This is a genomic window from Mariniflexile sp. (genome assembly GCF_041583155.1).
Taxonomy (GTDB): Bacteria; Bacteroidota; Bacteroidia; order Flavobacteriales; family Flavobacteriaceae; genus Mariniflexile.
Genome location: NZ_JBFHGK010000007.1, coordinates 1 through 22921, shown reverse-complemented (window position 1 = coordinate 22921; position 22921 = coordinate 1). Strand labels below are relative to the sequence as shown.

General features: G+C 33.7%; 20 protein-coding genes. 14 read left to right on the top strand and 6 right to left on the bottom strand.

Annotation, left to right across the window (positions count from 1 at the left end; translation table 11 throughout):
• The first annotated feature begins 87 nt into the window (after positions 1-87).
• The gene (gene polA, locus ABYI63_RS03900; protein ID WP_372753649.1) at positions 88-2934 is read left to right on the top strand and encodes a DNA polymerase I; all 2847 of its coding nucleotides are present in this window, start codon (positions 88-90) and stop codon (positions 2932-2934) included.
• Positions 2935-2939: 5 nt separating this feature from the next.
• The gene (locus ABYI63_RS03895) at positions 2940-3761 is read left to right on the top strand and encodes an N-acetylmuramoyl-L-alanine amidase (RefSeq protein ID WP_372753647.1); all 822 of its coding nucleotides are present in this window, start codon (positions 2940-2942) and stop codon (positions 3759-3761) included.
• A 350-nt stretch (positions 3762-4111) separates the two neighbouring features.
• Here the strand turns inward: ABYI63_RS03895 and ABYI63_RS03890 are convergent, their stop codons facing one another.
• Positions 4112-6064, bottom strand: coding sequence for a YgiQ family radical SAM protein (locus ABYI63_RS03890; RefSeq protein ID WP_372753645.1), 1953 nt, complete (start codon positions 6062-6064; stop codon positions 4112-4114).
• 356 nt (positions 6065-6420) lie between these two features.
• Between ABYI63_RS03890 and ABYI63_RS03885 the strand changes: the two genes are divergently transcribed.
• The 12 genes from ABYI63_RS03885 to ABYI63_RS03830 all read left to right on the top strand — a co-directional run bounded on the left by ABYI63_RS03885 (position 6421) and on the right by ABYI63_RS03830 (position 19706).
• Positions 6421-7629, top strand: a complete 1209-nt coding sequence (locus ABYI63_RS03885; protein WP_372753643.1) for a hypothetical protein — start codon at positions 6421-6423, stop codon at positions 7627-7629.
• Between the two features lie 161 nt (positions 7630-7790).
• A complete protein-coding gene (rplM, locus tag ABYI63_RS03880) occupies positions 7791-8246 on the top strand; it encodes a 50S ribosomal protein L13 (RefSeq protein ID WP_372753641.1) in 456 nt (151 codons plus the stop codon).
• The gene (rpsI, locus tag ABYI63_RS03875) at positions 8246-8632 is read left to right on the top strand and encodes a 30S ribosomal protein S9 (RefSeq protein ID WP_372753639.1); all 387 of its coding nucleotides are present in this window, start codon (positions 8246-8248) and stop codon (positions 8630-8632) included. The genes rplM and rpsI overlap by 1 nt, the downstream gene beginning before the upstream one ends.
• Positions 8633-8843: 211 nt before the next feature.
• On the top strand, positions 8844-9620 hold the full coding sequence (rpsB, locus tag ABYI63_RS03870) for a 30S ribosomal protein S2 (RefSeq protein WP_372753637.1): 777 nt from the start codon (positions 8844-8846) through the stop codon (positions 9618-9620).
• A gap of 83 nt (positions 9621-9703) precedes the next feature.
• Entirely contained in the window at positions 9704-10678 is a 975-nt protein-coding gene (tsf, locus tag ABYI63_RS03865) for a translation elongation factor Ts (protein WP_372753634.1), read from the top strand.
• A 199-nt stretch (positions 10679-10877) separates the two neighbouring features.
• A complete protein-coding gene (gene pyrH / locus ABYI63_RS03860; protein ID WP_372753632.1) occupies positions 10878-11585 on the top strand; it encodes a UMP kinase in 708 nt (235 codons plus the stop codon).
• Positions 11586-11631: 46 nt separating this feature from the next.
• Positions 11632-12189 (top strand): ribosome recycling factor, encoded by a 558-nt coding sequence (gene frr / locus ABYI63_RS03855; RefSeq protein WP_372753630.1) that lies wholly within the window; start codon positions 11632-11634, stop codon positions 12187-12189.
• Between the two features lie 72 nt (positions 12190-12261).
• Entirely contained in the window at positions 12262-13521 is a 1260-nt protein-coding gene (locus ABYI63_RS03850) for a hypothetical protein (RefSeq protein WP_372753628.1), read from the top strand.
• A gap of 47 nt (positions 13522-13568) precedes the next feature.
• Positions 13569-15974, top strand: coding sequence for an RND family transporter (locus tag ABYI63_RS03845; RefSeq protein ID WP_372753626.1), 2406 nt, complete (start codon positions 13569-13571; stop codon positions 15972-15974).
• Between the two features lie 96 nt (positions 15975-16070).
• On the top strand, positions 16071-17504 hold the full coding sequence (gene asnS, locus ABYI63_RS03840; RefSeq protein WP_372753624.1) for an asparagine--tRNA ligase: 1434 nt from the start codon (positions 16071-16073) through the stop codon (positions 17502-17504).
• Positions 17505-17640: 136 nt separating this feature from the next.
• On the top strand, positions 17641-19101 hold the full coding sequence (gene rpoN / locus ABYI63_RS03835; RefSeq protein ID WP_372753622.1) for an RNA polymerase factor sigma-54: 1461 nt from the start codon (positions 17641-17643) through the stop codon (positions 19099-19101).
• Positions 19101-19706, top strand: coding sequence for a hypothetical protein (locus ABYI63_RS03830; protein ID WP_372753620.1), 606 nt, complete (start codon positions 19101-19103; stop codon positions 19704-19706). Before rpoN ends, ABYI63_RS03830 begins: the two co-directional genes overlap by 1 nt.
• Positions 19707-19710: 4 nt before the next feature.
• Here the strand turns inward: ABYI63_RS03830 and ABYI63_RS03825 are convergent, their stop codons facing one another.
• The 5 genes from ABYI63_RS03825 to ABYI63_RS03805 all read right to left on the bottom strand — a co-directional run bounded on the left by ABYI63_RS03825 (position 19711) and on the right by ABYI63_RS03805 (position 22811).
• Positions 19711-20397, bottom strand: a complete 687-nt coding sequence (locus ABYI63_RS03825) for a porin family protein (RefSeq protein ID WP_372753618.1) — start codon at positions 20395-20397, stop codon at positions 19711-19713.
• A 111-nt stretch (positions 20398-20508) separates the two neighbouring features.
• Positions 20509-20985 carry an ExbD/TolR family protein gene (locus ABYI63_RS03820; protein WP_372753616.1) on the bottom strand — a complete coding sequence of 159 codons (477 nt, stop codon included), beginning with the start codon at positions 20983-20985 and terminating at the stop codon, positions 20509-20511.
• 20 nt (positions 20986-21005) lie between these two features.
• Positions 21006-21593 carry an ExbD/TolR family protein gene (locus tag ABYI63_RS03815; protein WP_372753614.1) on the bottom strand — a complete coding sequence of 196 codons (588 nt, stop codon included), beginning with the start codon at positions 21591-21593 and terminating at the stop codon, positions 21006-21008.
• A gap of 3 nt (positions 21594-21596) precedes the next feature.
• Entirely contained in the window at positions 21597-22016 is a 420-nt protein-coding gene (locus ABYI63_RS03810; RefSeq protein ID WP_372753612.1) for a hypothetical protein, read from the bottom strand.
• A 21-nt stretch (positions 22017-22037) separates the two neighbouring features.
• Positions 22038-22811 (bottom strand): MotA/TolQ/ExbB proton channel family protein, encoded by a 774-nt coding sequence (locus ABYI63_RS03805; RefSeq protein WP_372753610.1) that lies wholly within the window; start codon positions 22809-22811, stop codon positions 22038-22040.
• Between the last annotated feature and the right edge of the window lie 110 nt (positions 22812-22921).

Here is a 22921-nt window from a genome sequence, read left to right as displayed (position 1 = left end):
GTGAGCACAGTTAAGACTTTGTTTAAATTTAAAGGTTTTAACAACGCACAAATTACAAGTTAGTTTCACTATAATATTTCAATAACAATGTCCAATCAAAAACGTCTTTTTTTAGTAGATGCTTACGCTTTAATATTTCGTGGGTATTATGCTTTTATAAAAAATCCAAGAATTAATTCCAAAGGTGTAGATACTTCTGCCATTATGGGTTTTATGAATTCCCTTTTAGATGTAATAAAACGTGAGCGACCGGATCATTTAGCGGTGTGTTTCGACAAAGGCGGAAGCACCGATAGGGTTGAAATGTTTGAAGCTTACAAAGCCAATAGAGACGAAACACCTGAAGCAATAAAAATTGCCATTCCATACATTCAAGAAATACTAAAAGCCATGCACATTCCCATTATGGTGAAGGAAGGTTTTGAGGCCGATGATGTTATAGGTACCCTATCAAAGCAAGCTGAAAAAGAAGGCTATAAAACCTTTATGGTAACACCCGATAAAGATTTTGCTCAATTGGTTTCTGAAAACATCTTCATGTACCGACCTGTTTTTGGAGGCGGTTATGAAGTTTGGGGAATACCTGAGGTTCTGAAAAAATTTGAAATTCAAGACCCGTTACAAGTAATTGACTTTTTAGGTATGATGGGCGATTCTAGCGATAACATCCCAGGACTTCCTGGTGTTGGCGAAAAAACAGCAAAAAAACTGTTAGCGCAATATGGCAGTATGGAAAACTTATTAGCCAACACCCACGAGCTAAAAGGTAAAATGAAAGAAAAGATTGAAGGCGCTAAAGAGTTAGGCTTACTCTCTAAAAAACTTGCTACCATTATGCTGGATGTTCCTGTTGTTTTTAATGCCAAGGATTTTGAATTAGACCAACCTGATTTACCAAAAGTTACCGAAATTTTCATGGATTTGGAATTCCGCCAATTGCTTTCCAATTTTGAAAAAACATTTTCCGTTGAAGCTACAACTAATTCAAATGAAACTGCTTCAGGAGCCTCAGATGTAAAAATAACACCAAAAGAAGTTGCTTCGGCTGGTGCCGGACAATTCTCTTTATTTGGAGCAACAGGCGCTTCTCCGGAAGCATCAACAGAAGCTACATTTTTACGCAAAACAGCCGAAACAAGCTCTCATTTTTATCAAAGTGTTGCTTCTGGCATGGCTACCAAGCTGTTTATTAAAAATTTAATGAATCAGACTTCGGTATGTTTTGATACTGAAACTACCGGATTAAATCCCATTACTGCAGAATTGGTTGGTATCGCCTTTTCCTGGGAGATAGGGAAAGGGTTTTATATGCCATTTCCAGAAAATAAGGACGAAGCTCAAGAACTGATGGAGCAATTGCGTCCGTTTTTTGAAAGTGAAACTATTGAAAAAGTTGGTCAGAATTTAAAATACGATATTAAAGTTTTGGCTAAATACAACATTTCAGTAAAAGGAAAATTGTTCGACACCATGTTAGCGCATTATCTAATAAACCCAGACATGCGCCATAATATGGATGTTTTGGCAGAAACCTACTTAAATTACACACCAATTTCTATTGAAAATTTAATTGGCAAGAAAGGAAAAAACCAATTATCCATGCGCGATGTTCCGTTAGAAAAACAGACAGAATACGCTGTAGAAGATGCCGATATTACATTACAACTTAAAGAGCATTTTGAAACGGAATTAGGCCATGCTAATACCCAAAAACTATTTGACGAAATTGAAATTCCATTACTCCGCGTATTAGCAGCTATGGAATTAGAAGGTATTAATTTAAATGAAGCTTTTTTAAATTCGTTATCAGAACAGTTAAACAACGATATAAAATCTTTAGAAACAAAAATTTATACCGAAGCTGGCGAGGAATTCAATATAGCTTCTCCAAAACAATTGGGAGATATATTATTTGATAAATTAAAGCTAGTTGATAAACCTAAAAAAACCAAAACAGGACAATATGCAACTTCCGAAGACATTTTAAGTTATTTAGCGAAGGATCATGCGATAATTCAGTACATTTTAGATTTCAGAGGCTTATCCAAATTAAAAAGTACGTACGTTGATACATTACCAACCCAAGTAGAGCCTTCAACTGGCCGTGTTCATACCGATTATATGCAAACAGTTGCGGCTACGGGACGTTTATCAAGTAACAATCCTAACCTTCAAAATATTCCAATTCGTACAGAACGTGGACGCCAAGTGCGCAAAGCGTTTGTTCCGCGAAGCGAAGAGTATGTTTTACTTGCTGCAGATTATTCACAGATAGAACTCCGTATTATTGCTGCTTTGAGTAATGAAGAAACAATGATTTCCGCTTTTAAAAATGGGGAAGATATTCATGCAAGTACCGCCTCGAAAGTGTTTAATGTACCATTAGAGAAAGTTACTCGCGAACAACGTAGCAACGCAAAGACTGTGAATTTCGGAATTATTTATGGGGTATCTGCTTTTGGATTAAGTAATCAAACCGATTTATCTCGAAGTGAATCTAAAGAATTAATTGACACTTACTATGAAACTTACCCAAAACTCCGAAAATACATAAGTGAACAAATAGATTTTGCGCGTGAAAATGGCTATGTACAAACCGTTTTAGGTCGTCGCCGTTATTTGAATGATATCAATTCCAGAAATGCCGTAGTTCGCGGTGCTGCCGAACGTAATGCAGTAAACGCTCCCATACAAGGTAGTGCTGCCGATATTATTAAAATTGCCATGATAAATATCTATGAAAAGCTAACTGCTGGTAATTTCAAAACCAAAATGCTTTTACAAGTGCATGATGAGCTAGTGTTCGATGTTTACAAACCAGAGTTGGAAACCATTAAAACCCTTGTTAAAACTGAAATGGAAAACGCCTATAAACTGGAAGTACCGTTAGATGTAGAACTGGGTGTTGGAAATGATTGGTTAGAAGCACATTAAATTATATGATTTTGAAATATTTAAAAGCACTTTTTATTTGTTTACTACTGGCTAGCTGTTCTAAAAACATATATAAAGCCTCTACTTTAGCTTACAAAAAGCAGGCTAAAACCTTTGGTAAAAGTTTAAAACATATCCAAACAGACACTATTAATAATAGAATTGTAAATGTTATTGAATCACAAAATTTCAATTTACGAAAGCCTAATTTTATTATTATTCACCATACCGAACAAAACAGCTGCGAAGAAACTTATAAGACATTTGCTCTCAAACGCACCCAAGTAAGCTCGCATTATGTTATATGTGATGATGGTACTATCACCCAAATGCTAAATGATTTATTGCGTGGTTGGCATGCAGGAAATGGAAACTGGGGACATGTAAGCGACATAAATAGTGTATCTATAGGTGTTGAGTTGGATAATGATGGCGCAGAAGAATTCTCGCACTCACAAATAAATAGTTTAATTGGACTTTTAGATAAATTAACAGAAAAATACAACATTCCAAAAAAAAATATTATAGGCCATGCCGATATTGCACCTGGCAGAAAAGTAGATCCGAGCGCCTTTTTCCCATGGAAAATATTAGCGCAAAGTGGATATGGAATTTGGTACGACGAAACACAAGTGAACCAAATAGAACTTAAAGACGGTTTTGATACTACAAAAGCTCTCAAACTCATTGGATATAACACAATAAATATTGAAGATGCAATCTATTCGTTTAAACTACATTTTAATTCAGAAGAGGTATCAAAAGAACTAACTGAAAAAGATAAAAAAATACTTTTCTTGTTGGAAAAAGAGATTTTGGGGTATTAATTATTGTGATAAGTCAGTTCTCCAAAGTCCTATCGGAGTAATAATATAAAACAAAACCCTAAACATATCCACACGACTATGTGTAATTACCAAATTTTATTATTCATTAGGACACTAAAAAACAAAGTCTTCAAGAAGCATATGTTGTTTTCTTAAAAACCTTTTCAAATGAAGAATTAAAAGCAGCACTTTAAAACCTTACTTGAGAAAACATTTGTTCTCGTGAATTTGCATCCACTTAGTTTTTAGAACGCATTTTAGTTTATTTTTCCACTACCCCTATTAAATAAGAAAGTCTCCTAAAAGGAGACTTTGGAAATATTACATGTTTAACAAAGAAGAAATACTCATTATCGCTTCTTCTTCCCCCCTTGAAATTTAACCTTATTCTTACGTTTATTAAACGGAACGGCATCATCAAAAGTATGTTTAGCATCTCCGCTTGGTTTGTTTTTACGCCATTTATCATTTTCTGGTAATAGCACTTTCAACAAATCTTGACGCCCTAATTTATTTAAGGTTTTTCGAATCCAATCTTTATTTTCATTTTTATACCAAAAGAAAAAACGGTGTTGCTCATCTTTTTCTTTTTGTGTTTTAGGCGTGTTTACTTTTTTAAGCGTGTATGGGTGGTAACCACTATAATAAATAACCGTAGCCACCGTCATAGGTGTTGGTGTAAATCCTTGAACTTGCTCTAACTGGAAACCCATATCCTTGGTTTCGGCAGCAAGATTCGCCATATCTTCAGCTTCACATGCTGGATGATTTGATATAAAATAAGGTATCAACTGCAAGTTCAACCCTTTCTTAATATTAATCTTATCAAAACGTTCTTTAAACTTATGGAAATACGAAAACGATGGTTTTCGCATCAACTTTAAAACGGGGTCGCTGGTATGTTCTGGTGCTACTTTCAATCTACCAGAAATATGCTTCGTCATCACTTCTTCCGTGTAATCATCAAGCTCTTTTGGGTCGGCATTCTTATTGAATTCCGGCACTAGCATATCATGACGAATACCACTTCCTATAAATGATTTCTTAATTTTCGGATGACTATCAACTGCCCGATATAATTCCGTTAAAGGTTTATGCGATGTATCAAGGTTACTACAAATAACAGGCGAAATACATGATGGCGCTACACACTTATCGCATATAGACTGTACTTTTCCCTTCATTTTATACATATTCGCACTTGGGCCACCAATATCACTCAAATACCCTTTAAAATCGGGCATGTTTGCTACAATATCAACTTCACGTAAAACAGACTCCTGACTTCTAGAAGCAATAAATTTACCCTGATGTGCCGAAATAGTACAAAAACTACAGCCACCAAAACACCCACGATGGATGTTGATGGAGAATTTAATCATTTCATAGGCAGGAATAGGCCCACGTTTATTGTATTTTGGATGTGGTAATCTGGTGTAAGGCAACTCAAACGACGCATCAATTTCATCTTCCGTCATCGTTGGATACGGCGGATTAATCATTAAGGTTTTATTACCAATTTTCTGAAAAATACGTCTTGCCGCCAACTTATTACTTTCCTGCTCTATTATTTTAAAGTTGGAAGCATAGGCTTTCTTATCTTGCAAACATCTATCGTGGGACGCAATTTCAACATCCTCCCAATTACTATTTTTAGGTATATCAGCTTCATTATGCACTAAAAGTGCCGTTTGCAACACCGTATTAATATTCTTAAAAGGCACCCCTTTTTGTAACAATCGCACCACTTCACGCAAAGGCTGTTCGCCCATGCCATACACTAACATATCTGCCTTCGAACTTTCTAAAATAGAAGGCATCAACTTATCACTCCAATAATCGTAATGCGTCACACGGCGCAACGACGCCTCAATACCACCAATTAAAATAGGCACATCAGGCCATTTATCCTTTAAAATATTGCAATACACGGTAGTAGCATAATCGGGCCTAAAACCAATATCGCCATTAGGGGTGTATGCATCTTTATCTCGTTTCTTTTTGCTTGCTGTATAATTGCTAATCATTGGGTCCATGCAACCACCTGTAACTGCAAAAAACAATTTCGGAGCTCCCATTTTTACAAAGTCCTGAAGATTGTCGTTTACATTTGGTTGTGGCACAATAGCAACCCGAAGGCCATAACTTTCTAAAATACGACCAATAACGGCAGGCCCAAACGATGGATGATCCACGTAGGCATCACCACTAAATAAAATCACATCAATGGCATCCCATCCGCGAATTTTCACCTCTTTGTTAGTGGTAGGTAACCAATCTGAAAGTTTTAACTCTTGTTTCACGATGCAAAAATACACAAAAATCGCTTCTTATACATTATTAACCTTGTAATCAGATAAATTCAGAATCTATTCTTGGAAACCCTAGGCCATATCTATAATCTATTTAAATAAATAATATTAAGATAATTTAAATTATAAACTTAATAAACCAAAACACTTTCAAATTCCAATGAAAAGCAATATTCAAAACCTTAATTTTTGCTTGTTTTTCAGACACACTTAATTAGATACTATTTTCATTTTCAAAAAATAAAATTCTTTGCTAAACATAAGAAACTATTCTGAAAATTTAACGCAAAATAACCTACATTTGAAAACCCCATGAAAATTCAATTTAACAGATTAAAACATAAAGAATGAAAAAACTTTTCTCTTTTTATATTGCATTATTTTTAACATTAAATGCTTTTTCACAAATTAAATTTGAAAAGGGATATTTTATTGACGATTTAGGGAATAAAGTAGAGTGTTTATTAAAAAACAACAGTATTCAAGGCTCTACAGAAACTATTAAATATAAATTGAATCAAGATTCTGAAATTAAAACCTTAAATCTTAACCAGGTAAAAGAATTCAGCATATACAATTCATACAAATTTATCAAAGCAACGGTTGAAATTGGAAAACCAAGCCCTCAAAATGAAAGAAATAAAGATTACACATTTAAAAGTGAGGTAGTGTTATTAAAAGTTTTAGTTGAAGGTGAAGCGGTTTTGTATTCTCACAACGAAAAAGACCATGAAACTTTCTTTTTTTCCACCAATAATTCGGCACCCCAACAACTAATTTACAAGATATACATTCCGGAAAATTTTAAAACAAAAAGGGAAAACAAAGCTTACGGAGAGCAATTATTTAACAACCTAAAGTGCTCATCACTCAATTTTGATGATGCGATAAACTTAAAATATGAAAAAAATGAGTTAATCAAGTTTTTTGTAAAGTACAACGAATGTCAAAATTCAGAAACCACCATTTATTTAAAAAAACAAAAAATCTTTAATATTAACCTACGTCCTAGAATAAATAATACTTCTTTAACCTTAACTGAAACAGGCAATCAATCATATTTAAAAACATATGATTTTGGAAATAAAACCATTATAGGAATAGGTATTGAAGCTGAATTATTATTTCCATTCCTTAACAACAAATGGACTCTTTCTCTTGAACCTACATATCAAAGATATAAATCTAATATAACAACTCAAACGGTAGGATCTCTAAGTGAGACTTTTAATGTGAATTATAATTCCCTAGAAATGCCGATAACGGTAAGACATTATTCCTATATAAATACTACATCTTCAATTTTCTTAAATGCCTCTTTAATATTAGATTTCACATCTAAATCATACATATTAAAACAATTGAACGACATCCTTCTTGAAGAACTTGTAATAGCACCCGACTTAAACCTAGCTGTAGGAGTTGGTTATAAATTTAAAAATAAATACATTGTTGAATTAAGATTTCATTCAAAAAGAAATATTGTTAATCAATTAATCCATTATACATCATCTTACAATTCATCATCCTTAATATTTGGGTATACTTTATTTTAATCAATCTTCAAATTAAAATAAATTTTCACATAACTGCTTTTTAATAAAGCTTTTAAAATTCAAAAAAAAGATTGTAATTTATTATTTGTCAATCAAATAAATTCATGTAAATTTGCAAACTCTTTTTGAAAGAGGAATGTTTAATAAAAATAATTAATAACGTGGACACATTAAGCTACAAAACAATTTCAGCCAATAAAGCAACTGCAGATAAGCAGTGGGTTTTAGTTGACGCTGAAGGACAGTCTTTGGGCCGTTTAGCTTCAAAAGTTGCAAAACTTTTAAGAGGAAAACACAAGCCTAGCTTCACACCACACGTTGATTGTGGTGATAACGTAATTGTTATCAACTCGGAAAAAGTCAACTTAACAGGAAACAAGTGGAACGATAAAACGTACATTCGTCACACAGGTTATCCAGGTGGTCAAAGAAGTTTAACTGCTACTGAATTATTTGGGAAAGACCCATCAAGAGTAGTAGAAAAATCAGTAAAAGGAATGTTACCTAAAAACAAATTAGGTGCAGATTTATTCCGTAACCTAACAGTTGTTGTTGGTACAGAGCATGCTCATGCAGCGCAAAAACCAAAAACAATTAACTTAAACGAATTCAAATAATGGATGTAATTCACAAAATTGGCCGTAGAAAGACGGCTGTTGCTCGTGTGTATGTAGCTTCAGGTACTGGAGCCATCACGATTAATAAAAAAGACATAACTGCTTACTTCCCTACTGCAACTTTACAGTACAAAGTAAAGCAACCTTTAGTTATGACTAACAATGATAGCAACTTTGATATTACAGTAAATGTATTAGGTGGTGGTATCACTGGACAAGCAGAAGCTGTTCGTTTAGCAATTTCTCGCGCTATGTGCGAGGTAGATGCTGAAAACAGACTGACTCTTAAGCCAGAAGGGTTATTAACAAGAGATCCAAGAATGGTAGAGCGTAAAAAATTCGGTCAGAAAAAAGCGCGTAAGAAATTCCAGTTCTCTAAACGTTAATACCAGATTTCGATATTTTTATTGGCTGGTCACACTTAACATAAACGTAGTGTCTTTTCAATATAAATTTCAAATCAAACAAAAAAAATAACTCAGTTATTGTTGTCCTAGTTCTAATAAAACAGGATTTAGTTTAGCATCTAAATGAAGCCTTAAGCTTTAAGCTTTATAGGAACATTGCTAATTCAACAGAACGTAAACTATTAAAAAAATGGCAGTAGAAGTAAAAGAATTACTTGAAGCAGGTGTACACTTCGGTCACCTTACACGTAAGTGGGATCCAAACATGGCTCCTTACGTTTATATGGAGCGTAATGGCATCCATATTATAAACCTTTATAAAACAGCAGCTAAAATTGACGAAGCTGGAGCAGCACTTGCTAAAATTGCAGCATCAGGTCGTAAAATTTTATTTGTTGCTACAAAAAAACAAGCAAAAGATATCGTTGCTGAAAAATCTGGAGCAATTAACATGCCTTACATCACAGAAAGATGGCCAGGTGGTATGTTAACAAACTTCGTTACTATCAGAAAAGCTGTTAAAAAAATGGCTATGATTGATAGAATGAAGAAAGACGGAACTTTCATGACGCTTTCTAAAAAAGAACGTTTACAAGTAGATCGTTTAAGAGCTAAGTTGGAGAAAAACTTAGGATCTATTGTAGACATGACACGTTTACCAGGTGCATTATTTGTAGTTGATATTAAACGTGAGCATATCGCTATTAAAGAAGCTCAAAAATTAAACATTCCTATTTTTGCGATGGTTGATACCAACTCTGATCCACGTCAGGTTGATTATGTGATACCTGCAAATGATGATGCTTCTAAATCTATCGATAAAGTATTATCTTATGTTACAGCTGCTATCGCTGAAGGTTTAGCTGATAGAAAAGCAGACAAAGATACAGACCAAGATGATGACGCAGCAGTAGCACCTACTAAAAAACGTGCTTCTAAAGCTGTTGTGACAGACGAGGAAGAATAATTAACAATTTCACAATACAAATAAGTCGTTTAATTATTTTCTTTTTAGGAATATTGAACGACTTTTTTAAATTTTAAAAATATATGGAATCTACAGTAAAAATTACAGCAGCGGAAGTAAATAAATTAAGACAAGCTACTGGTGCAGGAATGATGGATTGTAAAAAAGCTTTAGTTGAAGCTGGTGGTGATTTTGATAAAGCTATTGATGTTTTACGTAAAAAAGGTCAAAAAGTAGCTGCTAACAGAGCAGACCGTGAGTCTTCTGAAGGTGCTGCAATCGCTAAAGTTAATGCAGATAATACAGTAGGTGTTGCAATTGTTTTAGGTTGCGAAACTGACTTTGTTGGTAAAAACGAAAACTTCGTTGCATTAGCAAACGAATTAGCTGATTTGGCTTTCAACTACAACACTAAAGAAGAATTATTAGCTGCCGATTTTGGTGGTATGACTGTTGCTGATAAATTAATTGAACAAACAGGTGTTATTGGTGAAAAATTAGATATCAATGCTTTTGAAAAATTAGAAGCAGCTTACGTAGGTAGCTATGTTCACATTAACAAAATTGCTGCTTTAGTTGGTTTAACAGCTAACGTGAAAAATGCTGAAACTTTAGCTAAAGATGTTGCAATGCAAGTAGCTTCAATGGGAGCAACTACATTATCTTACAAAGATTTCGATCCTGCTTTTATTGCTTCAGAATTAGAAGCTAGAATTGCTGTTATTGAAAAAGATAACGAAGAATTAGGACGTTTAGGAAAAACGCTTAAAAATGTTCCTCAATACATTTCTATGGCACAACTAACGCCTGAAGTATTAGCTAAAGCCGAAGAAGAAGCTAAAGCACAATTAAAAGCTGAAGGAAAACCAGAACAAATTTGGGACAAAATTTTACCAGGTAAAATTGAACGTTTTATTTCAGATAACACAACTTTAGATCAAGAACAATGTTTATTAGATCAAAACTTCATTAAAGATGATAAAATAAATGTTGCTAAATATGTTGCATCTTACGGAGATGTTGCTATTTCTGGATTTAAACGTGTTGCTTTAGGGTAAAACCAGAGCCCCTGTGTGAACAGGAATAACAATAATAAAACCACTACCTTTTAAAGCGTAGTGGTTTTTTTGTTTAAAAAAAGGAACTCCAATTTTTTAAAACACTATTTATATTTTTTCTGTTACCTTTATTTTGACAAATTGGTTTTCGGTAAACAATAAAAAAAAGTGTAATTTTGCTAAACTTTCAAAAACAGACATGAAATATAAAAGAATTCTTTTAAAACTTTCTGGTGAGGCTCTAATGGGAGAACGCCAGTACGGTATAGATCCAGAACGTTTATCCGAATACGCTCAAGACATAAAATCGATAACAGATTTAGGTGTACAAGTTGCCATAGTAATTGGCGGTGGAAACATTTTTAGAGGAGTTGCAGGTGCCAGCAATGGTATGGATCGTGTTCAAGGAGACCACATGGGTATGTTAGCTACCGTTATAAATGGTTTAGCACTTCAAAGCGCTTTAGAAGACGCTGGTTTACCTACACGCTTACAATCTGCTGTACACATAAACCAAGTAGCAGAGCCTTTTATTAGACGTAAAGCGATGCGTCATTTAGAAAAAGGACGTGTTGTTATTTTTGGTGGTGGTACAGGAAACCCTTATTTTACTACAGATTCGGCGGCTGTTTTACGTGCTATTGAAATTGAAGCCGACGTGATTTTAAAAGGAACACGTGTTGATGGAATTTACAATACCGACCCGGAAAAAGACACGAATGCCATTAAATTCAACTTTATTTCTTTCGACGATGTATTGCGAAAAGGCTTGAAAGTTATGGATACAACGGCGTTTACTTTGAGCCAAGAAAACCAATTGCCAATCATTGTTTTTGATATGAATAAAAAAGGAAATTTACTTAAAGTAGTTTCCGGTGAAAAAGTTGGAACAGAAGTAAACATGTAATACTTGGCGCAATTTTTGAATAATTGATTGAAAAAAGTTTGAATTTATGAACGAAGAGATACAATTTATCCTAGATACAGCAAAAGAATCTATGGATGCTGCTATTAAGCACTTAGAAAAGGCATTTGTTAACATTCGTGCAGGTAAAGCTAGTCCTGCCATGTTAGGAAGCGTTATGGTAAACTATTATGGTGCACAAACACCTCTTTCACAAGTTGCCAACGTTAATACACCGGATGGTAGAACCATTACAGTACAACCATGGGAGAAAAAGATGATCCAAGAAATTGAAAAAGGCATTCAAATTGCAAATCTTGGCTTCAACCCAATGAATAATGGCGATTTCATCATCATCAGTGTACCACCTTTAACGGAAGAACGTCGTCGTGATTTAGCTAAACAAGCTAAATCTGAGGCTGAAGACGCTAAAATTAGTGTACGTTCTGCCAGAAAAGATGCGAATAACGACATTAAAAAGGCCGAAGATGTTTCGGAAGATTTAAAAAAGAATGCAGAGGTAGATGTACAACAATTAACTGATAAATACGTTAAGAAGATTGATGACCTTTTCGAAGTCAAAGAAAAGGAAATTATGACTGTGTAATTTAAAGCGACATGTTTGTCGCTTTTTTTTATAAACCTTTAACCACTTATTGTTGCTATGTTCAAAAATCGCATGTTTTTTTGTGCCCTATTTTTTGCAAATTTTGTGTTGCAAGGGCAATCTGTTGAAGAAAACTTGCCTGAACATTCACAAGATTCTATTAAAAGAAATGCTTTTGTTAAAGGGCTTGCCAATGGCTTCATTCCTACTAAATATTTCAATTTCGATTTACGCTACCTAATAAAGTACAACCAATATGAAGGTATACGAACTGGTTTGGGTGGAACCACCAGTGATGCTTTTTCAAAACGCATTCGTTTAAATAATTATGTGGTTTATGGGTTTCGGGATGACCGATTCAAATACAGTATTGCTGGTAGTTTAAAGTTAAATAAAGAAAAAAACACTTGGTTAACACTGTCTTATACAGATGATTTGCAGGAAACCGGAAGCACTAAATTTTTAACAGACCAAAGAGTTTTCCAATTTTTTGAACCGCGATTACTTAATATTAATTTATTTCACCATCACATTACCAGAACAGCTGGCCTCGAACACCAAATTGCCAACAACCTAAACACCGTAGCCGAATTCTCTGTAAGCGATATCATTCCTACTTATGGGTATGGTTTTGTTACCGATAATGGCGTGCTAAATATTTTCGACCTGAGTATTGCGAAACTAGCCTTACAGTGGAAACCCTTAAAACCATCAAAATTATCAGAAACAGCATCAAAAAACTCAAAAAATGAATTTCCAGAAATCACCCTACAATACACCAAAAGTATTACAGATGTGTTTCAAGGAGATTTAAGCTTTTCAAAACTAGACTTCAGGACTATTCATCAAATAAGACAAAGTGACGGTAATATATCAGAAATCACTTTGGTTGCAGGAATGGCGAATGGCGATATTCCGCTAACGCATTTATACCACGCTTACCCTAACAATATTACCAAAGAAACTATAATGCAGCGGTTTTCGGTGGCTGGTACTAACAGTTTTGAAACCATGTTTTTTAATGAATTTTTTTCTGATAAGTTTGCTACGGTTCAATTAAAACATTATTTAAAACCATTTAATATTACCCAACAATACAAGCCGCAACTCGTTTTAATTACCCGTTATGCGCTTGGTGATGTAAAGGAACCTGAACGACATCAAAATACAAGCTTTGGTTCTTTAGATAAAGGCTATACAGAATCGGGTTTTGAAATCAATAAACTACTTTTCGGATTTGGATTAAGCTTTACCTACCGCTACGGTGCTTACCACTTACCAGATATTGATGATAATGTTGCTTTTAAGTTTACATTTAACTTGACTTTATGAGGTATTACCCTCATTTTTTCTACCTTTGCCCAACTTTTATTTAAGGCATGTTAAAACTTTTTACCAAAGATTTTTGGGACGTTATCGCAAGGTTAATTTTACGCAATAAAATTGGAATTCTTGTAAGTATCCTCATTATAACAGTTTTGTTTAGTACACAATGGAAAAATATGCGTTTTTCCAATACTGAAGCTAACCTACTGCCAGACGATAACGAAGTAAATATAACTTACAATAATTTTTTAGATACTTTTGGCGAAGAAGGCAATCTAATTATCATCGGAGTAAAAGACAGCACCTTACTTACCGTTGAAAAACTGAATGCTTGGAATAAATTAGCTGATAGTTTTAAAAAATACGATGAAGTTGAAACTGTTATATCGGTTAAGGATCTTCAAAAGTTAGTAAAGGATACACTTCACCAAAAATTCACCTTACAACCATTCATAAAAGATTCTATTGCTTCCATTCCTCAAATAAACGAACTGAAGGATGAACTCTTTAACCAATACCCATTTTACGACAATTTCTTATTCAACAAAGAAACTAAGACAATAAGAACTATTATTTATCTTGACAAAGCCATTGTGAATACTTCGGCTAGAAAGGATTTTGTACTTAACGATTTCATTCCAAAAATTGAAGCTTTTGAAGCAGCTACGAATTTAGATGTTCGTGCTTCAGGAATGCCTTACATTAGAACCCTAAATGCCCAATTAATAGTTGATGAAATTGTTTGGTTTGTACTAGCGGCATTATTTGTAACCTCCCTTATTTTCTTTTTCTTTTTCAGGTCGTTTAGAGCCACTTTTATTTCATTGGTGGTTGTGTGCATTGGTGTAATGTGGACTTTAGGTATCATTGGTAGCTTAAATTATGAAATTACAGTTTTAACAGCCCTAATTCCTCCTTTAATTATCGTTATAGGTATTCCCAACTGTATTTTCCTTATTAACAAATTCCAACACGAGGTAAAACTACATGGTAATAAAGTAAAATCTTTACAACGTGTTATTACAAAAATTGGAAATGCAACTTTAATGACCAATGTTACTACGGCATCTGGTTTTGCGACTTTCATCCTAACAGAAAGTACGCTTTTAAAAGAATTTGGCATTGTTGCATCATTAAGTATCCTGGCTATTTTCATTTTATGCTTGTTAATCATTCCTATTATTTACACCTTTTTACCTTATCCAAAAGACCGCCATTTAGAACATTTAAATAGACGTTGGATTGGTGGTTTTGTAAACTGGATGGAACGTATGGTTAAACATGAACGCATTGCTATATACTCTACAGCATTGGTTTTATTAATTGTGAGTATCATTGGTATCTACCAAATAAAAATTTCGGGAAGTTTAATTGAAGACATGCCCCAAGACTCTGAATTTGTGAATGATATCCGATTCTTTGAAGAAGAATTTAACGGTATCATGCCTTTAGAGTTTATGATTGATACCAAGCGCAAACAAGGGGTTATGAAACTGGCTACCTTAAAGCGCATGGATGAATTACAGGAATTAATTAATGAAATTCCTGAATTATCTAAACCAATTTCGGTAGTCGATTTAGTGAAATACTCCAAACAAGCCTACTATAATGGCAATACCAATTTTTATCAATTACCTACATCTCAGGAAAATAGCTTTATATTATCGTATGCAAAAAACTCAACTTCCAATGTTGATTTGCTTAAAAACTTCGTAGACAGTACAGGGCAATACGCACGTATTACCACTTTTATGAAAGATATTGGTACCGATAAAATGGAACGTATTGAAGAAGATATTCAAACTAAAATAGACAAAGTTTTTCCTAAAGAACGTTACGAAGTTACCATGACGGGAAAAGCCTTAGTGTTTCAAAAAGGCACCACCTATTTAGTTAAAAATTTAGCTATTTCACTTTCACTTGCTATTTTTTTAATAGCACTATTTATGGCTTACATGTTCCGTTCGGCAAGAATGATTGTTGTATCACTAATTCCTAACCTAATCCCACTCTTGGTAACAGCAGGATTAATGGGGTATTTAGGCGTTCCTATTAAACCTTCAACAATCTTAGTGTTTAGTATCGCATTTGGTATTTCAGTAGATGATACCATACATTTCTTAGCAAAATACCGCCAAGAATTACAGGCTAATAACTGGAAAATAAAAACCTCGGTATATGGGGCACTTCGTGAAACAGGCGTAAGTATGTTCTATACTTCCATTGTTTTATTCTTCGGGTTTTCCGTATTTACCATTTCCAGTTTTGGTGGAACAGTAGCATTAGGTGCTTTAGTTTCGGCTACCTTATTGTTCGCCATGTTATCAAACTTACTGCTACTTCCTTCTTTATTATTATCGTTAGAGCGCAGTATTGCTAATAAAGAGGTATTAAGAGAACCTACTATTAACATCATTCCCGAGGATGACGAAATAGAAGAAGAGGACTCCAAATTTTAATAAATTCTAAATTTCAATTATTATCAACTTTTGGAATTTGGAATGTGAATTTTCAGAATTGAAACCTTTATATTTACATTATAAATTTTAAAACTTATGCAAAAACGTACTATTTCAGACTTGCTATCAAAAGATTTTGTTAGTTCTGAAGTTGATATAAAAGGATGGGTAAGAACTTTTAGAGCGAATAGATTTATTGCTTTAAACGATGGTTCTACACTTAATAACATTCAATGTGTTGTTGATTTTGAAAACTTTGACGAAACACTTTTAAAGCGCATAACTACAGGCGCAGCTATACACATTAAAGGTGAATTGGTTGAAAGTCAAGGAAAAGGGCAAAGCGTTGAGATACAAGTAAAAGAATTAAAAGTATTGGGAGATTCCGATCCTGAAACTTACCCTATTCAGCCAAAAAAACACTCATTCGAGTTTTTAAGAGAAAATGCGCATTTACGTACTAGAACCAACACATTTAGTGCTGTGATGCGTTTGCGTTCGTCTTTGTCGTATGCCATTCATAAATATTTTAATGAAAACGGTTTTTACTACGTTCACACACCTATCATTACAGGAAGTGATGCCGAAGGTGCCGGAGAGATGTTTAGGGTTACAAATTTAGATGCTCAAAAACCGCCTTTGAATGAAGCTGGGCATGTTGATTATTCTAAAGATTTCTTCGGAAAAGAAACTAATTTAACAGTTTCGGGCCAATTAGAAGCTGAAACCTACGCCATGTCTTTAGGTAAAGTTTACACCTTTGGACCAACATTTAGAGCAGAGAATTCAAATACATCTCGTCACCTTGCCGAATTTTGGATGATAGAACCTGAGGTGGCATTCATGGATTTGGCTGGAAATATGGATTTAGCCGAAGATTTTATGAAATTCGTTCTAAAATATATTCTAAAAAATAACAGAGAAGATTTAGAATTTTTAGATAAGCGTTTGCAGGACGAAGACAAAGCGAAACCTCAAGCTGAACGTAACGAAATGACGTTAATAGAAAAATTAAACTTTGTAACCGACAACAATTTTAAACGTGTAAGTTATACGGAGGCTATTGATATTTTACGCGACAGCACACCTAACAAGAAGAAAAAATTCAAATATCCAATAAAAGATTGGGGTACCGATTTACAAAGTGAACATGAGCGTTTTTTAGTTGAAAAACACTTTAAATGTCCAGTTATTTTATTTGATTATCCAGCAAACATCAAAGCTTTTTACATGCGTTTAAATGATGACGGTAAAACCGTACGCGCCATGGATATTCTATTCCCAGGTATAGGCGAAATTGTTGGTGGAGCGCAGCGTGAAGAACGCTTAGAAGTGCTGAAACAACGCATGGCCGCTATCAATATACCAGAAGAGGATTTATGGTGGTACTTAGATTTACGTAAATTCGGAACCGCTATACATGCTGGTTTTGGTTTAGGTTTTGAGCGTTTGGTAATGTTTGCTACGGGCATGAGTAATATTAGAGATGTTATTCCATTTCCTAGAACCCCTCAAAATGCAGAATTCTAGTTTAACCTAAATAAAACATTCCTTTTAAATAATATAATTTTCAATTTTTAAATAATACAAGACCTCACCCGTTTTTAAAACCGTGGGGTCTTTTTTAAAAAAATGTTTTATATTTTTACAGAAACCTAATCATAATATGCTCAAGCAACATTTACAATTTAAACTATCGCAAAAGCTTTCGCCGCAGCAGATTCAATTAATGAAATTGATACAGTTGCCAACGCAGGCTTTCGAGCAGCGCTTAAAGCAAGAATTGGAAGAAAATCCAGCTCTTGAAAGCGGAAAAGAAGAACTTGAAAGTGACTTTGATTTGGATTTTGATAATACCAATGATGATTTTGACGATTCTGAAACAATAGGAAATGATGATATTAATGTTGATGAATATTTAAGCGATGACGAAATTCCCGATTATCGCACTCAAGCCAATAACTACAGTAATGACGATGAGGAAAAAACCATGCCTTATGCCGCAGGAACTTCGTTTACCCAACATCTATTAGCCCAATTAAACACCTATAGATTGGATGATGAAGAAAAGGACATCGCAGAATTCTTGGTAGGTAGTGTTGATGAAAGTGGTTATATACGTCGTTCATTAGCTGATATCATGGACGACTTGGCATTTACCCAAAGTATTTATACAACTGAAGAAAAAATTGCTAAAGTCTTAAAAATTGTTCACAACTTAGACCCTGCAGGAGTTGGCGCTAGGGACCTGCAAGAATGTTTAAGCATTCAATTACACCGAAAAGAAAAAACACCTGATACCGAATTGGCAATTAGTATTATTGATGATGCCTTTGAGCAATTTACAAAAAAACATTACGATAAATTACTTCAAAAATTTGATGTTACAGAAATTCAACTCAAAGATGCCATTCACGAAATTGAACATTTAAACCCAAAACCAGGTGGTTCTTATTCTGGAAACAATAGAATAGTAGAACATGTTGTACCTGATTTTGCTATTAAAATTGTTGATGGCGAATTAGAATTAACATTAAATGGAAGAAATGCCCCAGAGCTTCATGTGTCTAGAGAATACAATAATATGCTTAAAGGCTATAAAGATTCTAAAGACAAATCAAAATCACAAAAAGATGCCGTTCTTTTTATAAAACAAAAACTCGATGCTGCCAAATGGTTTATAGAAGCCATCAAACAGCGACAACAAACCTTATTTATTACAATGAGTGCAATTATGCACTATCAATCTGAATATTTTTTAACCGGAGATGAGCGTAACTTAAAACCAATGATTTTAAAAGATATAGCTGATGAAATTTCTATGGATGTATCTACCGTTTCAAGAGTTGCAAATAGTAAGTATGTTGATACTCCTTACGGTACAAAATTAGTGAAGGATTACTTCTCGGAATCTATGAAAAATGATCAAGGTGAAGATGTTTCCACAAGAGAAATAAAGAAAATATTAGAAACTGTAATCGAAGAAGAAAACAAAAGAAAGCCACTCACAGATGACACCTTGGCTTCCATTTTAAAAGATAAAGGTTATCCTATTGCTAGAAGAACGGTTGCAAAGTACCGAGAGCAACTGGATATTCCTGTTGCACGTTTACGCAAAAAAATATAATGGATCGCATTTTAAGAAGTATTTCATTTATTTTTCATCCTATTATAATGCCCATACTTGGGGTGATATTCTATTTTCATAAATCGCCCCGCTTTATCCCTGAAGAAGTTATGTATGCTAAATTGATATCAATAGGCATACTAACCATTGTTTTACCCATTCTAACGTACTATTTATTAAAAACCTTGGGAAAGGTAGACACTATTTATTTAAAAACCACTAACGAGCGCATTTACCCTTTAGCTATTAATTGTATCATAATATTAATCGTTATTGTTAGAATTTTATCGCAAGCTCAAATTGTAGAATTATACTATTTTTTTGTTGGTATATTAATTTCTACAATGGCATGTTTGTTCTTGGCAATTTTCAAATTTAAAGCAAGTATACATATGATATCTATTTCAGGTTTATTTATGTTCTTTATAGCCTTAAGCATACACTTTAGTATTAACATTACAGGAACTCTCGCCCTTATGAGTATAATATTGGGTGCTGTTGCTACTTCTAGATTACATACCAAAGCACATAATTACATGGAATTAATTATGGGCTTTTTCGTTGGTGCTATTCCTCAGTTTATTTTAGTAAATCACTGGTTATAGTAATTTACAAGATATAGAACATCAAGCCAACTTTTAACACATTACTATCAATGGGTTCACCTTCCAAAGTAGCATTACTTGAAAATATTGGGTTTAAACCATAATATAAATGTAAATTCCAGGTGTTGTATCCAGCACTTAAGGTTAATCCATACTGAAACTTATTAAAGTCCTCAATAGTCTTGAATTTAAAGACTCCTAAATCCCCATTGTGCTTGGCAATACTATTTACCATATACCCTATTCTAAAACCAGTATAAATACGCCAAAACTTATATTCAGTGGCTGTAGAGGTACGCCACCTAAACTCGAATGGTAATTCAATTAATTGAGTAGAAAATTTATTCTTGGTGTAACTAGACTCCAAAATCTCATAACTAACAACATCATTATCATCAACCGAGATAAATAAGTTTTGATTAAAAGAGTTTAAAGAATACCCCAATCCAATACCTAATGCAATGTTTCCTTCTTTATTTAACGGAATGTCTTTAATTATTCCAAAATGAATGCCACTAGAAAAACCCTTTTGCGATAAATCTTCTGGCTTATTACCTAATAAATTATAGGTTGTTCCAATATAAAATTGGTCCTCCTTATAAGAAGTATAAATCGAGGACAGACTGTCCTGCTGGGGAAACCCTAAGTATCCACATAAAAGAATTAAAAGACGAAAATAAAGAGACTTCATATAATCACAAATGCTTAAATAAACTATAATTTTACCAAGAAAGCTTTTAAAAATAAAAAAGACGTTTTGATTAAACAAAACGTCTTTCTTATAAAATTAAGAAAATAAAAATTATTTATTTTGAAATACACTACCCTTTTTAGTGGTGTAACTTATTTTAAGTGCATTAACTTTTCGTAATTCTTGTTTAATATCACCAATCAATCCCATATTTGCATCACTGTCCACTTTTAAAGCAGTAGTTAAAAAAGGAATTAATTCTTCTCTTTTAGAAGCACGCTCTGCAGCTATGAATGCAGCTATGTCTTTTACATCGGCAAAGTCATCATTAAGTTGAATTCTAGTTTCAGTACCATAATTCTTATAATTTGCACTAGGCTTACCTGCGTAAATGTACATAACCAAATCCTTCTTATCCAACTTCTCAACCTGATCAGCATATGGTAAATTATTCTCAATCTTTAAGGTATTCTGTCTCATAACAGTTGCAACCATAAAAAAGAATAATAACATAAATACAATATCGGGTAATGATGCAGTAGATATCGCTGGCATTTCGCCTCCTTGTTTCTTTTTAAATTTAGCCATAATAATGTGTTAAATTTTAATTATTGTACTTCAGAAAGTTTTTGAGGATATTCAAGTTTTATTTGCTCAACTTGTTCCTTCAACCTTGTCTTATCCCCTCGCCAGTTAACATCATTAAGATTCGCTTCCATTTCCAAGAACGATTTCCCATATAAAGATTGAGCTCTTATGTTTCTCAAATCGTTATACGCCGCTACTAATTCATTTTGAACAGCAATGTACGTTTTATAGGTAGTTTCACGTTCGTTCTTTAAAGAAATAATGGCCTTGTCTGGATTGTCTGAAGACTCAACATCTCTTTTTCCATTACAATAGTTACAAGTACCATCGCCGCCATTATCTAAAAACTCAATAGCCGCTTTTCTCAAATCTTTAAGCTCCATTATCTCATCTTCTACCAACAATTGATCTTTACCATTTAATAAAACAGTAAATATGTTTTTCTGCTTAATAATAACGTTTTCATTACTGTCCTCAATTGGAGGTAATTTACGGTTAATACCTGCATCCGTTTCAATTGTTGTTGTTACTAAGAAAAATATCAATAATAAGAACGCGATATCGGCCATGGAGCCTGCATTTACTTCTGGTGCTGCTCTTTTTGCCATAATCTATTTATTTAATAATTTTTTTAAACCCGAAAGGAATGTTGCTATAATAGCAGTAACCGAAAGGAAGTAGAAAGCATACAACCCTGCTCCTACATTTTTAGAAACTGCTTCAGTAATACCTAAACCTTTGTCATTAAATTGCTTTAAATCCAAATCTGTTCCAGAAGATATAAAGTAAGAAATCAAGATGACTCCTAAAAACAATCCTACAGTGGTTAAAGTTTTTTTAATGTTTCCTGAAAATATGCCTTTTACAACATATATAAGTATTAATGCAAGTACTACGAAAAGCACAACATAAGTAACATATAAAATGTTATCTATCATGCCCTCTGAACCTGTTATTATTAGAAGTGCTAATACGGCACCAATAATACCACAGGCGTATGCAAAATACTTTAGTATTTTATGTAAATCCATGATTTATTCGTTTTTTTTTAATTATTTTTTATTTCTAATTAATAAGTCCATTAACGTAATAGAAGCGTCTTCCATATCATTAACAATACTATCAATTTTAGCAATAATATAGTTATAAAAAACTTGTAAAATCATCGCCACAACAAGACCAAATACCGTTGTTAAAAGTGCCACTTTAATACCACCTGCAACAAGTGATGGTTGCATATCTCCAGCAGCTTCAATTTTATCAAATGCTTGAATCATACCAATTACCGTTCCCATGAACCCTAACATCGGCGCTAATGCGATAAATAATGAAATCCAAGATACGTTTTTCTCTAATTGTCCCATTTGAACACCACCGTAAGCCACAACAGCTTTTTCAACAGCGTCTAAACCTTCATCAGTTCTATCTAAACCTTGGTAATAAATAGAAGCGATAGGGCCTTTTGTGTTTCTACAAACTTCTTTTGCAGCTTCAACACCTCCAGAAGATAAAGCATCTTCTACCGCTTGAGTTAATTTTTTAGTGTTTGTAGTAGAAAGGTTTAAAAAGATAATTCTCTCAATAGCAATTGCTAAACCAAGAATTAAACATAACAATACAATCCCCATAAATCCAGGACCCCCTTCAATAAATCTCTTTTTTAATTCTTGATGAAACCCAAGTTCCTCTGCTGGTTCCGCAGTATCGTCTTGAGTCATACTTGCTACAGTTGTTGCAACTGTACTTGTGTTTGCATTTGTAGTTGCGTTAACAGTTCCAAAAGCCATCATTCCTGTAATGGCAAGGATAGAAAATAATCTTTTCATGTTCTAAATCTTAATTTTATTAGTTAATTAAAGTGTTAAAGATATAAAAAAAATACAATAAAAAAATAAAAATAACAGCAGAGAGGAAGGGATTCGAACCCTCGATACCC